Below are 12823 nucleotides of genomic sequence, written 5' to 3' on the forward strand. Positions count from 1 at the left end.
GCTCACTCCTCCCCACTGCCGGCCAGCGTATTGATATGGGCGACCACATCGTCGACGGCCCGGTCGTCGACCAGCACCTGCGCCATGTCGACCATCTGGTGACCATAGAGGTCTTGGGGATGGCGACCGCGAATGCCTTCCCGGAAATGCCGCAACTGCCTGGCCAGATACCAGTCGTGCATGCCCGCCAGGCGCGGAGCATTGGTGGCCCGTATTCCCTGGCCTTCGGCGCCGTGACAGGAGCCGCAGGTGCGATAGAGCCGCGCTCCGCGTTTGGCATCCCCCGACAGACTGGCCTCGACCGGCTCGTCAGGCAGGGTCTGGAGGTAGGCGGCGAGATCGGCGATCGCTTGCCGGTCGGGGAGCTGGGTTGCGAAGGGACGCATCTGCTGCCCGAAGGTATCGTCCTCATGGGTCCCGCGGGCCCCGGCGCGGAACAGCTCGAGCTGGCGCTCGAGATACCAGGGCTCGAGGCCGGCGAGCCTGGGCGCATTCTGGTCGGGGTTGCCCTGCCCTTCGCTGCCATGGCAGGCGGCGCAGCTGGCGAAGTGGGCCTCCCCGGCCTCGGGGTCACCCGGCTCACGGGCCGCGAGCTCGGCATGGGTGGGCTGTTCGGCCAGCCAGTCGTCGAACGCTGCCGGCTCGACGACATCCACCCGGCCACGCATGGCGAAGTGGGCGATGCCGCACAACTCGGCGCAGCTCACCTCGAACTCGCCGGTCTCGGTAGGCGTCAGCCAGAAATAGGTGACCTGGCCCGGCACCATGTCCATCTTGGCGCGGAAGTTGGCCACCTGGAAATTGTGCAACACGTCCTTGGAACGCAGCACCATCTTGACCGGTCGATCGACGGGCAGCACCAGACGCGGACTCTGGATCAGCACATCGTCCCGGCCGGCGGCATCGCCGACCAGGCCGAAAGGGTTGTCCGGGCCGATGAGGCGAGTCTGCACGGCGCCGAAACGGCCGTCTTCCCCGGGAAAACGGTAGCTCCAGTGCCACTGCTGCCCGACCACCTCGACCTCGTGGGCATCCTCGGGGACCGAGACGAAGGCCCCCCACACCAGCAGCCCGGGAGCCAGCAGCGCGGCAATGCCGATCGTCGTCAGGCCGGCAAGCCAGGCCTCGAGCCTCTTGTTCTCGGGGTCATAGTGCGACCGCCGCTGCTTGTGGTAGCGATAGCGGATGATGGCGAAGGCGAGGAACAGGTTGACGGCGACGAACACCGCTCCCGTGACCCAGATGGTGACATGGATGGTGTCATCGATGGTCCCCCAGTTGGAGGCCAACGGCGTCAGCTTCCAGGGACTGAGAAAAAAGAACAGTACCGACCCCAGCGCCAACACGATGACAGCAATCGCTATCGCCATCGGCCTCCCTCCCTTGCACTCCACTGCCCGTTGCACAAGTTGAGTACATTATGGAACCACTATAGTGATTGCCTCCGAAGCCCGCCAACATCCAGGCGGCACGCAGGAAAAAGCGGCGCCCCCGTCGCGTGACGCCGGCCTGCCGCGGATGCCCGAGCCAAGCGATTGAAACTGAAGCGCAAAGAGGGCTTTTCATTTGCCTCGCAACGCGCTAGTATACGCCTCGTTCTCGGGGGCCACTGGCAGTAGCCACCAGTCACCGAAAACCTGTCGGAGCGTGGCGCAGCTTGGTAGCGCGCTGCAATGGGGTTGCAGAGGTCGCAGGTTCGAATCCTGTCGCTCCGACCATGAACATCAAGAGAAACCGCCACTTACGGGTCATGCCGGGTGGCGGTTTTTCGTCGTGGGTATCACCGGGGGCCTCCCCGGCTTGCCGATCCCCGCTTTATCGACAACCTTGAAGTAGTGGAGTCCCATCTGCGGTCAAGGCGGCATCGACTCATCCGATGAGCCAGGGCATGACCTCGCCGCACGGCTGCGGCGGAGACAGGGAGACGGCTGACTGGAAAGGAGCAGGAGGATACCGGGCATTGTGCCTGCCTCCTCGATGTTGCTGGACTGGAGAAGAACATGAGTCGCTTATATTTCTTGACCCCTGACCTGGATACCACCGTCAACATCGCCCATGAGCTGAACGACCTCAAGCTGAAGAAGCATGAGGTTCATGTCACGGGCAGAGACTGGAAACTTCTGGAAAAACAGGGGGTGCACAACGCCACCCTACGCGAGACCACGGATGTGGTCAATGCGGCAATGCGCGGTCTCAAGTATGGCGTCCCGCTCGGGCTCGTACTGGGCATCATCGCCTACGTCGTGCTGGACAGGGCCATCGACGGCGTCAGCTTTATCCTGCTGATCCTCGGCATGGCGGTGTTCGGCGGCCTGTTCGGCATCTGGAGCAGCACCATGATCGGGGTGTCGGTGCATGACGTGAAGGTCGACAAGTTCGAGGATGACATCGAGAACGGCGCCTTCCTGATGATGGTGGACGTTCCCGCTGATCGCGAGGACGAGATCTATACGGCGATCCATCGTCACCACCCGGATGTGGTCATCGACAAGGTCACCCGCGATGAACTGAGGCACCACTGGGGAGCGGGACGGTGAGCATGGAGGTGAAGCACCTGATCGGCCCAGCCTGAAGCGTCCCGCCTCCCCAGGCGCCGTGCCCGTTACTCGGGCCGGGACTGCTGTTGCCGTTGCATCTGCTCCTGCATCTGGCGCATCGCCTCCTGCTGAGCTTCCATCTGCCGCTGCAGCTCGTCGCGCTGTTCCTGGGTCAGGGTGGCCTCGAGCCGCGACTGCATCAGCACGCTCTCGGCCATCATGTCACCGGTGAGCTGGCCGAGACGCTCGGCGTCCTGGCGGATGGTGGCCTCGTCGAACTCGGGACCGATGCTCCCCTGCAGTTGCATCTGGAGCTCCCGAGCCTCGGCCTGCAGCTCCTGGATGCGGCTCTGGGAGTCGTTGAGCAGGGTGACCAGCTCCTGCTCCTGGTTGTCATCGAGGTCGACCAGCTCATCGAGTTGGCTCACCTGGTCCTCGGCGCTGGGGGCCTGACCCTGCCCCTGGGGCATCTGTTGGGCGAGGGCCGGGGCGGCCAGGGCGAGTGTCAGGGTGGAGATGGCAAGAGACTTGAGTACGGTCATGAAAACTCCATTGCTATCAGAGGCTATTGCTATCAAGGGGTACGGGGACCCTAACCCGATTCTGCCCGGCGATGACACCCCGCGATGACGAAAGTTTACGCTCTTGTCGGGCACGGCGGCCCCCCACCCCGGCACCGGGATGGACCAGATCTTGTACGAAAAGCCAGCGAGCCTGGTGCCGACGGCTGTTGACGACCGCACGGCCGGCCCGCAGGCTGGCCGCAATGCTGACTTCATGAAGGGATTCATCGTGACCCGAACCAAGCTCCTGCTGCCCACCGCCGGCCTGGCCCTCGTCCTGCTCGCCGGCTGCACCACCTACACCTTCCCCGACGGCAGCCGCGAGACCCTGTGGGGCGTGCCCGCCGAGGACGAGACCCGCCCCCCCGAGGAGCGCCGGGCGGAACCGATCGAGTACCGGGTGCCCGGCAAGATCCCCGAGTAACGGCAGCAGCGGCGCCTGAACGTCAGGCGTTCTTGCGGAGTATCACGCTGAGGTTGTTGGCGGGCATCTCCACCACTCGCACGAGGACCAGCCCCTGGCGCGCGGCCTCGGCCGTCACGGCGTCGAGGTCGCGAATGCCCCAGCGCGGATCACGGGCCCGGAGGTCGGCATCGAAGGCCGCGTTGCTGGGCGCCGTAGGGCGCCCTGCGCGCCAGAAGGGCCCGTAGAGATAGAGCATCCCGCCTTCCCGCAACCGCCTCCCGGCACAGGCCAGCAGCGCCTCGCTGACCTCCCACGGCGAGATGTGCAGGAGATTGATCGCCACGATGGCATCATAGGGCCCGGCCGGGCAGACGATGGTCACATCCAACGCCATCGGCTCGTGCAGATTGGGCAGGCCGGCATGTGCCCGCCACGCCTCGATCGAGCGACGCGCATGCGGATTCGGGTCGCTGGGCTGCCACTCCCAGCCCGGCATGGCCGACGCACAGTGCACGGCATGCTCGCCGCTACCACTGGCCACCTCCAGCACCCGGGCGCGTTCCGGCAACTCCTGCTGCAACACCTCGAGGATCGGCTGGCGATTGCGCGCCGTGGCGGGACTCTTCAGTCGGGCATCGATCATGGGGCACATCCAGGCAACAGGGGTCAGGCGAATTGTAACGCTTGGCCGGGAGGACGCCAGCAGGGACAGGGCAGAAAGTGGCGGGAGCCCCGCCGGCGGACTAGCCTGATTGTCGTCAATCCTGTCGCGATCGACTGCGTACCCGAAGGCATGGTGGACATGGCCGATGACGGGATCGACCGACTCCAGCAACCTTTCCGTCAAGGGAGGTAGCAGTCATGACGGCACACATGCGTAGGGTTTCATCGGCCACGGGTATCGGGGTGGCCGGGCTGACGGCGTTGGCGCTGGCTGTGGCATCCAATGCCGCCGTCGCTCAACCTCCTTCGATCACGTTGGGCCAGATCGCCCCCTTCACGGGGGCGGGCGCCGAGTTCGGCGAGTACTACCGTGATGGTGTGGCGCTCGGCGTCCAGCACATCAACGCCGCCACCGAGGAGGTGCTCGGCGGCGCCATCATCGGCGACCACATCGCCGAGGACAGCGCGACCCTGCCGAGCCCCGCCATCGAGGCAGCCCGCGGCCTGGTCGAGGTGCGCGGCGTACCGGCCATCATCGGTGGCTGGTCCAGCGGCGTGACGGTCGCGGTGGCGACCTCCGTGACCATTCCTGCGGAGGTGCTACAGATCTCCAATGGCTCGACATCGCCGCTGATCTCGGTGCTCCCGGAGGATCGCGACGCCGACCTGCTGTTTCGGACCACGGCGTCCGACGCCCTGCAGGGCGTTGTCGCAGCACAGCTCGCCGCCGGCGAGATCATCGACGACTACCAGTTCGAGAGTGCCGCGACCATCTTCATCAACAACCCCTATGGCCAGGGCCTGTCGAATGCCTTCGCCCGTTCGTTCCAGCTTCGCGGTGGCGTGGTCCACGCCCAGGTCCCGCACCCGGAAGAGGTCCAGCCGACCTACACCTCGCAGATCGCCTCGGCGCTGCAGGACGAACCGGACATGCTGTTCGCGGCGAGCTACCCGGCCCATACCGCGACCTTCCTGGCCGAGGCCCGGGACCTCTTCGACCAGGTGGCCTGGCAGTTCGTCGACGGTAACCGTTCCGATGAGGTCGTGGAGGCACTCGGGGCCGATACCGTCGAGGGCGTGATCGGCACCGCACCGGGGCAGGACCCGAGCATTCCGGGCTTCCAGCAATTCTCCGAGCAGTTCATGGAGGAGTTCGGGCACGATCGCATCCCGCCCTTCACCGAGTCCGCCTACGACGCGGCGATCGTCATCGGCCTGGCGGCGGTCAAGGCGTACGCGGACGGCCACGAGTCGGCCGACGACATCACCGGACCGGTGCTCCGCGACCGCCTGCGTGACGTGGCCAATCCGCCGGGGCAGACCATCCTGGCCGGGGACTACGACAGCCTCGTCGCCGGCATCGAGGCGATCATGGCCGGCGAGGACGTCCAGTACAGCGGCGCGGCCGGACCGGCGAACTTCGACGACAACGGTGACGTGCTGACCCCCATCGCCATCTGGCAGTTCCAGGACGGCGCCAGCGAGACCCTCGAGATCCGCTCCCCGGACGACATCCCGGAGGAGTAGCCGTCGCCCCCGCGGAGCCCTCGATGAGGGCTCCGCTTCCTTTGGCGGTTAGCGCACCGCCGCAGGGACGACGAGCCGTGTCAGCGCCCGTCGCCGCGCAGGTGGTTGGACACCCGCATCTCCTCCGGCAGCAGCCCCTGGGGCCGGAACAGCACCACGGCGGCCAGCAGCAGCGACACCAGCAGCCAGCGGATGTACTGGGCACGACCGGGCAGATCCTCGTGAATGAGCGCCAGCAGCGGTTCCAGGGCGTTGGCCAGGAAGGCCGTGCCGGCCCAGACGCCCCACACCAGGATCGCCCCCAGGATGGCGCCGCGGTGGTTGCCGCTCCCCCCCAGCATGAGCATGATCCACACCAGGAAGGTACCGAACAGCGCATGGAAGTGGCTGTAGTCGATGGCGACGGTGTAGTGCGCGTAGAGCGCCCCGGCGATCCCCATGACCACGGCCCCGACCACGAAGGCCTGGACCCGGGCGAAGGTGACGTTCTTGCCGTTCATGGCCGCCGAGGACTCCTCGTCGCGCACCGCCCGCAGCATGCGCCCCCACGGCGAGCGACAGGTGCGCTCGAGCACCACGTAGATCAGCGCCAGGAAGGCCGCCACGACCATCAGGTAGAAGGCGGTGTAGTCCCGTGTGCCCAGGGGCTCGATGAGCCACGCCAGCGACTCGGGGAGCCACTCGCAGTGGCGGGACTCGAAGAGGCAGCGGCCCGGCTGCGGGATGCCGCGCAGCGGCTGGGGCCCATTGGCGAGCCAGCGCTCGTTCTGGAAGATGAGGCGGATGATCTCCGCCACCCCGATGGTGGCGATGGCGAGAAAATCCAGGCGCAGGCGCAGCACGGGGACGGCGACGACGAAGGCCACCAGCGCCGAGACCACCGCGGCCGCGAGCACCCCGACCAGGAACGGCATCTCCAGGCCGAACAGCACCTGGGTGTACTGGGCCGCCAGGCCGGTGGGCGCCTCGATGGTGAACAGCGCCGAGGTGAAGGCACCCACCGCAAAGAAGCCCGCCACGCCGAAATTCAGGTGCCCCGTGTAGCCCCACTGGGTATTCAGGCCCAGGCTGAGAATCGCGTAGAGGCTCGCCATCGTCATGAAGCCGATGAAGTAGGACAGGTAGCCCGACGGCACGCTGGCCGCGATGCCCAGGCCGGCGGCGAGCCCCAGCACGATGCCGCCCGGCACCCGCCACCTCGACCCGGGCGGCAGCAGGATCGGCAGGATGCACGCCAGGGCGATACCCAGCATCAGGCCCTTGAGGAAGATCAACTGGGACATGGCGGATCACCCCTCCGTGCGGCCGAGCAGCCCCTGGGGGCGGATGAGCAGCGTCAGCACCATGAGCACGAACGCCACCGCGGGGCCATAGGTCGGATCGAGAAATGACGTCGACACCTGGTGGGCAATGCCGATGATCAGCGCCGCACTCAGCGCGCCGTAGGGATTGCCGATGCCCCCCATGATGGTGGCCGCGAACATCGGCAGGAGCAGCCAGAACCCCATCTCCGGCCGGAGCTGCGAGCTCAGGCCGTACATGATGCCGCCGGCGGCGGCGAGTCCGCCACCGAGCATCCAGGTCCAGGAGATGACGCGCTCGGTGTTGATGCCGCGAATCTGGGCGAGATGGGGATTGTCGGCGGTGGCGCGCATCGCCTTGCCCATGCGGGTCCATTCGAGCAGGACATAGACGGCGGCGACCAGCACGAAGGCGAGCACGAGAATGAACAGCTGGTCCGCGCGGACGCGCATGCCGAACGGCAGATAGAGGGCCGGGTTGGCCCGCCCCGGATAGTAGAAGTGGAAATCGGGTCCCCAGATGAGATAGATCATGCTGCGCACGAAGAACGCCATCGCCAGCGAGGCCATGGCGAAGAGCACCAGGTGGGCACCGGTGTTGCGCAGCCGCCGATACACCAGGCGGTCGATGGCGACCGCGACGGCGCCCACCACCGGCATGGCCACGACCAGCGCCACCAGGAACTCGTAGCCGAAGGAGAGCGGGCGCAGCGCCTCGCCCTGGGGCAGCAGCGGGACCACCGTGTACGCCACGTAGGCGCCCAGGGTGACCAGGGCCCCGTGGGAGAAGTTGGGGAACTTGAGGACGCCGTAGACCAGCGACAGGCCGATGCTGCCCAGGGCGATGATACCGCCGAGCATCAGCCCCCAGGCCGTCAGCGCCAGCAGGCGCTGCGCGCTGGCCCCCGCGATCAGGCCGGCGACGTACATGGCGATCAGGATCACCACGAAGGTGCCGACCAGGAAGCCGCGCGTGCGGATGAAGGCGCGTAGACGTTCGCCGCGGCGGCGCTCGTCGGCGGGCAGCCCCTCCCCCGGCTTGCGGGTCTCGGATACGGCCATCGGTCATCCCCCCAGGTAGAGGCGAGCCACGTCGGGGTCGGCGAGCAGTTCCTGGCCCGTGCCGTCGTAGCGGTTCTCGCCGTTGGCCAGCACATAGCCCCGGTTCGCCATCTGGAGCGACTTCCTGGCATTCTGCTCGACCATCAGCACGGCCAGGCCGGCGGCATTGATACGGCGAATGTTGTCGAAGATCTCGTCCACCAGCTTGGGCGAGAGGCCCGCCGACGGCTCGTCCAGCAGCAGCAGGTCCGGCTCCAGCATGAGCGCGCTCCCCATGGCCACCATCTGGCGTTCACCGCCCGACATCTTGCCCGCGCGCTGGCGCCGACGCTCCCGCAGCCTGGGGAAGAGCTCGTAGACCCGCTCCCGGCGTGGCGGGATCTCGCGTTCGTCGAGCAGGTAGGCGCCCATGTCGAGGTTCTCCTCCACCGTCAGGGTGACGAAGACATTGGCGACCTGCGGCACATAGCACAGGCCGAGGGTGACGATCTCGTGGGGCTTGCGACCGTGGATCGGCTTGTCCCGGTAGGTGATGCTGCCCGACTTCGGGTGCAGCAGCCCGAAGATGGTCTTCATCAAGGTCGACTTGCCCGCCCCGTTCGGCCCGATCAGCGAGACGATCTCGCCGGCCTCCACCTCCAGGTCGACCTCGTGGAGGATCTCCATGTCACCATAGCCGGCGGTGACCCCTTCAGCCTTCAGCAGCGGCATACTGGCCTCCGAGATAGGCTTCCAGGACCCGGGCATCGCGGCGCACCGCCTCGGGCGGGCCTTCCATCAGGTAGCGGCCCTCGCTCATCACGATCACCGGATCGCACAGGCTCATCACCAGGTCCATGTCATGCTCGATGATCAGGAAGGTGAGGCCACGCTCGCGGTTGAGCCGCTCGATGTTCTCCTTGAGGCGCCCCATGAGGGTCGGGTTGACCCCCGCGCCGGGTTCGTCGAGCAGGACCAGCTTGGGATCCGCCATCAGGGTGCGCGCCAGTTCGAGCAGCTTCTTCTGGCCGCCGGAGAGGTTGCGGGCATATTCGTGGGCCAGGTGCGAGAGATCGAGGAACGCCAGGACCTCCTCGGCGTGTTGCCGGTGCGCCCGCTCCTGTTCACGCACCAGGCCGGGCCGCAGCAGGTTGGCGAAGAAGCGCTCGCCCGCCTGGCCCCGGGGCACCAGCATCAGGTTCTCGAGCACCGACATGCTGGCGTGTTCCCGCGGGATCTGGAAGGTACGGCACAGCCCGCGCGCGAAGATCCGGTGCGGTGGCAGGCCGGTGATGTCCTCGCCATCCAGGTACACGCGGCCGGCCCGGGGTTCGTAGTAGCCGGCCACGACATTGAACAGCGTCGTCTTGCCCGCCCCGTTCGGTCCGATCAGGCCGGTGATGGTCCCCTGCCCCACCTTCAGCGTCGCCGCATCCAGGGCGCGCAACCCGCCGAAATCCATGACGAGGTTGCTGACCTCCAGCAGTGGCCTCGCGGCATCGGCGGTGTCGAGTGCTTCCGAGGGTGTGGTCGCCATCTACAGCGACTCCGATAAGGAAAACGGGCCTGGAAACCTGACTTGACGTTAGCAAAGCCCTGCATGGGTGTCGAACGCCGAGCGCGGGCCACCCTGGCACGTCACGTCGAGGAGACCATGCGGGTGATTTCCAAAGAGCACCGGGGCCGCCGTCATGGCGAACGGCACAGCCGGTAGGTGAGTGCCGCGGTGGCACCGAACGCCAGATGTGCGGCGAACGTGATCGGATCACGCACCGCCGCAAACCATGGGAACGCAACGGTAAACCCATACAGGTTGACGGCGAACAGCGCGGCGCCGAACAGCATGCCGACGATCAGCCCCGGCAGCAGCCGTCGCCGCACGACCAGCATCGCGATGGCGACCCCATACGCGATGGAGAGCGCGAAGTGCACCAGGGTCGCCACCGCGAACACCGGTGCCGCGAACGACGCCGGCGGTGGCAGCACCTCCCGCCCGAGCACGATCGCGGCCGCGAACCGCGCATCGCGATAGAGTATCTCGGGCAGCGGATGGCCGAATGCCTCCCACAGGACGACCTGTATCGCAGTTGCCACGATCCCGGCGGCAATGCCCGCCCCTATCGCGGCGCGCCAATCGATCGATCGCATCCGGTCATCCTCCCTATTCAGAGGGTACCCGATCGGTGCGATGGGCTCACACGCTAGCGCATCACCGAGGTCGCCGGCTCAAGGGTATTCGGCCACGGCACCGCTAGGCTCGCTTCACGCCCGATTCACCGTAAATCACTGCATCACGAGAGATGCCGGGGTTGCCTTGTCGAACGCGGGCCGAGGCCCGGCATGCCAAAGCGTGGTGGAGTTCCAGACGTCGCGGGCACCCTGGCGGGTGCGCACCTGGCGTTACGACCACAGGATGCCGGGGCGTCCCGCTGCGGGTAAACTGGACGCGTCGACCCCCACCCCACTCCCGGAGAAAGGACTCAGCGCAGACCATGGGCAGCTCTCCCCCGCTCTACCTGCAGATTCAGCAGCACCTGCTGGAGAAGATCCAGAATGGTGACTGGCCGGCCCATCACCAGATTCCGCCGGAGGAGCAGCTGGCGCGGGACTTCGGCGTCAGCCGCATGACCGCCAACAAGGCGATCCGCGATCTGGTGCAGCAGGGCTACCTGACCCGTCAGCCGGGGCTCGGCACCTTCGTCACCGACCGCAAGGCCGAGTCGTCCCTGGTGGAGGTCCACAACATCGCCGAGGAGGTGCGCAGCCGCGGGCACGACTACGGCAACGACGTGCTGCGCCGTGAAGCCATCGCGGCCGACGACGAGGTGGCACTGCGCCTCGGGGTGCGCCTCGGTACCCAGGTCTTCCATACGCTGATCGTGCACCGCGAGAACGGCGTACCGATCCAGCTCGAGGATCGCTACGTCAACCCGCGCTGGGTACCGGCGTATCTCGACACCGATTTCTCCCGCCACACCCCCAACGAGGTGCTGGTGGCGGCCTGCCCGATCACCGATATCGAGCACGTGGTCGAGGCCGTGCTGGTCGATGCCGCCACCGCCCGCCACCTGGACACCGAGGTCACCCGCCCCTGCCTGAGCATGATCCGCCGCACCTGGTCCGGCGAGAACCTGATCAGCTATGCGCGGCTGATCCATCCCGGCGAGCGCTACAAGCTGCGCTCCTCGGTGCATCGCCAGTCATCCTGATCGGCCCCATGAAACGGCGAGGCCGGGAATCCCCCGGCCTCGCTGCCTCTTGCCCGCTCCGGTTTCCGGTGGGCATCAGCCACCGGCAGCCGCCAGCGCCAGATAGCCCGCCGGCACCGCCAGCAGCAGGCTCAGCGCCACGCGGATGAACCACACCACCACGATGCGCCCCACCGAGATCGGGATGCTGGTGGAGAGGATGCAGGGAATCGACGCCGAGAAGAACAGCACGGAGGAGACCGACACCACCCCGGCGGCAAAGCGCGCCACGAAGTCGGCATCACTCATCAGCAGCGCCGGCAGGAACATCTCGGCGAGCCCCGAGGCGGACGCCTGGGCCAGTGCCGCCGCATCATCCAGCCCCCAGATGGCCACGAAGGGGTAGAAGAGCCAGCCCAGCCACTCGAACAGCGGCGTGTACTTGGCGATCACCAATCCCGCGAGGCCCACCGACATGATCGACGGCAGGATGCTGATCGCCATCACCAGCCCCTCGCGCACGTTGAGGGCCACGCTCCTGGGCAGGCTGGGCGCCTGCTCGGCGACACCGAGGCCGGTGTGCCAGGCGGTGGAGAGCCGCTTGCCCGGCACCGAGACGGGTTCGCCGTCGGTCTTGCCGTCGTCCATGCGCGACAGCGGCGGCAGCCGCACGGTGATCGCCGTGACCGTGAAGGTGATCACCAGGGTCAGCCAGAAGTAGAGGTTCCACACGCTCATCAACTCCAGGGTACGCGCCACGATGATCATGAAGGTGGCCGAGACCGTGGAGAAGCCGGTGGCGATGATCGCCGCCTCCCGCGCCGAGTACTGCCCCCCCTGGTAGACCCGGTTGGTGATCAGCAGGCCGATGGAGTAGCTGCCGACGAACGACGCCACGGCATCGATGGCGCTGCGCCCCGGGGTACGCCAGATCGGCCGCATCACCGGTTGCACCAGCACGCCGACCAGTTCCAGCAGGCCATAGCTGATCAGCAGCGCCAGGAAGACCGCACCGATCGGCACGATCAGCCCCACCGGGATCACCAGCTTGTCGAACAGGAAGGGCAGCATGTCCGGCTCATGGAGAAAGGCCGGGCCCCAGCCGGTCAGCGCCATCAGGGCCACGGCCACCCCGGCGATCTTGAGCACCGTGAAGATGCGCTCGGTGAGGTTGCGCCGCCAGCTTCCCCTGAGCAGTGGATAGGCGGCGCCCGCCACGATCAGCGCCAGGGCATAGAAGCCGCTGGCATCGCCGAGCAGGCCGCGCGCCCCGGTGACCATGTGGTCCAGCGGAATGGTGGTACGCCCGGCCAGGGTCACCGGCACGAAGAAGATCAGGATGCCCAGCGCACTGGGGACGAACAGCTTGAGAACCGTGGTGAGTGATGGGCGGCGGGTGATGTCCGTCGCCTGCTCCTGGCTTGCCATGGGGGGAGTTCCTCCCTCTCGTTGTGATGTGGAGTGGTGCTTCGCCTGACTGCCTCGCTATGTATATACAATAGCTCGTCGAACGATGCCAATCCCGACGCCTCCATCTATCCTATACTTTAGTCGCAACCCGTCGCCTCCCCCTCCTGGCCGCTCGCCGAAGACACCA

The 12823-nt window shown here is 66.9% G+C and carries 13 protein-coding genes and 1 tRNA gene; 5 read left to right on the forward strand and 9 right to left on the reverse strand.

From position 1 onward, the window contains the following. Positions 1 to 2: 2 nt before the first annotated feature. Complete coding sequence (locus CR157_RS18160) at positions 3 to 1370, reverse strand: c-type cytochrome (RefSeq protein ID WP_110284954.1); 1368 nt, start codon at positions 1368 to 1370, stop codon at positions 3 to 5. Between the two features lie 271 nt (positions 1371 to 1641). Here CR157_RS18160 and CR157_RS18165 point away from each other — a divergent pair. Together CR157_RS18165 and CR157_RS18170 are read left to right on the forward strand one after the other, a co-directional pair. Then, positions 1642 to 1718, forward strand: a tRNA-Pro gene (locus CR157_RS18165). Between the two features lie 282 nt (positions 1719 to 2000). Continuing rightward, positions 2001 to 2537, forward strand: coding sequence for a DUF1269 domain-containing protein (locus CR157_RS18170; RefSeq protein ID WP_110284955.1), 537 nt, complete (start codon positions 2001 to 2003; stop codon positions 2535 to 2537). Positions 2538 to 2602: 65 nt separating this feature from the next. Here CR157_RS18170 and CR157_RS18175 read toward each other — a convergent pair whose 3' ends face one another. After that, positions 2603 to 3079: a periplasmic heavy metal sensor gene (locus tag CR157_RS18175; RefSeq protein ID WP_110284956.1), complete on the reverse strand. Its 477-nt coding sequence runs from the start codon at positions 3077 to 3079 to the stop codon at positions 2603 to 2605. Between the two features lie 250 nt (positions 3080 to 3329). Between CR157_RS18175 and CR157_RS18180 the strand changes: the two genes are divergently transcribed. Further along, a complete protein-coding gene (locus CR157_RS18180) occupies positions 3330 to 3524 on the forward strand; it encodes a hypothetical protein (RefSeq protein ID WP_258364226.1) in 195 nt (64 codons plus the stop codon). Between the two features lie 22 nt (positions 3525 to 3546). Here CR157_RS18180 and CR157_RS18185 read toward each other — a convergent pair whose 3' ends face one another. Beyond that, complete coding sequence (locus tag CR157_RS18185; protein WP_110284957.1) at positions 3547 to 4149, reverse strand: DUF938 domain-containing protein; 603 nt, start codon at positions 4147 to 4149, stop codon at positions 3547 to 3549. A gap of 230 nt (positions 4150 to 4379) precedes the next feature. Here CR157_RS18185 and CR157_RS18190 point away from each other — a divergent pair, with 230 nt between their 5' ends. Next, the gene (locus CR157_RS18190) at positions 4380 to 5696 is read left to right on the forward strand and encodes an ABC transporter substrate-binding protein (RefSeq protein WP_181422112.1); all 1317 of its coding nucleotides are present in this window, start codon (positions 4380 to 4382) and stop codon (positions 5694 to 5696) included. Between the two features lie 80 nt (positions 5697 to 5776). On the opposite strand, the gene CR157_RS18195 is transcribed toward CR157_RS18190, so the two are convergent. The 5 genes from CR157_RS18195 to CR157_RS18215 all read right to left on the reverse strand — a co-directional run bounded on the left by CR157_RS18195 (position 5777) and on the right by CR157_RS18215 (position 10186). Then, positions 5777 to 6979, reverse strand: coding sequence for a branched-chain amino acid ABC transporter permease (locus CR157_RS18195; protein WP_258364227.1), 1203 nt, complete (start codon positions 6977 to 6979; stop codon positions 5777 to 5779). 6 nt (positions 6980 to 6985) lie between these two features. Further along, a complete protein-coding gene (locus tag CR157_RS18200; RefSeq protein WP_110284959.1) occupies positions 6986 to 8059 on the reverse strand; it encodes a branched-chain amino acid ABC transporter permease in 1074 nt (357 codons plus the stop codon). Between the two features lie 3 nt (positions 8060 to 8062). Next, entirely contained in the window at positions 8063 to 8770 is a 708-nt protein-coding gene (locus CR157_RS18205) for an ABC transporter ATP-binding protein (RefSeq protein ID WP_110284960.1), read from the reverse strand. Continuing rightward, the gene (locus tag CR157_RS18210) at positions 8751 to 9575 is read right to left on the reverse strand and encodes an ABC transporter ATP-binding protein (protein ID WP_110284961.1); all 825 of its coding nucleotides are present in this window, start codon (positions 9573 to 9575) and stop codon (positions 8751 to 8753) included. Before CR157_RS18210 ends, CR157_RS18205 begins: the two co-directional genes overlap by 20 nt. A gap of 152 nt (positions 9576 to 9727) precedes the next feature. Then, on the reverse strand, positions 9728 to 10186 hold the full coding sequence (locus tag CR157_RS18215; protein WP_110284962.1) for a sodium:proline symporter: 459 nt from the start codon (positions 10184 to 10186) through the stop codon (positions 9728 to 9730). 344 nt (positions 10187 to 10530) lie between these two features. Between CR157_RS18215 and hutC the strand changes: the two genes are divergently transcribed. After that, positions 10531 to 11247: a histidine utilization repressor gene (hutC, locus tag CR157_RS18220; RefSeq protein WP_110284963.1), complete on the forward strand. Its 717-nt coding sequence runs from the start codon at positions 10531 to 10533 to the stop codon at positions 11245 to 11247. 75 nt (positions 11248 to 11322) lie between these two features. Here the strand turns inward: hutC and CR157_RS18225 are convergent, their stop codons facing one another. Further along, a complete protein-coding gene (locus CR157_RS18225) occupies positions 11323 to 12654 on the reverse strand; it encodes a YjiH family protein (protein ID WP_110284964.1) in 1332 nt (443 codons plus the stop codon). Between the last annotated feature and the right edge of the window lie 169 nt (positions 12655 to 12823).

The sequence above is a fragment of the Halomonas sp. LBP4 genome (genome assembly GCF_003202205.1).
Lineage (GTDB): Bacteria > Pseudomonadota > Gammaproteobacteria > Pseudomonadales > Halomonadaceae > Halomonas > Halomonas flagellata.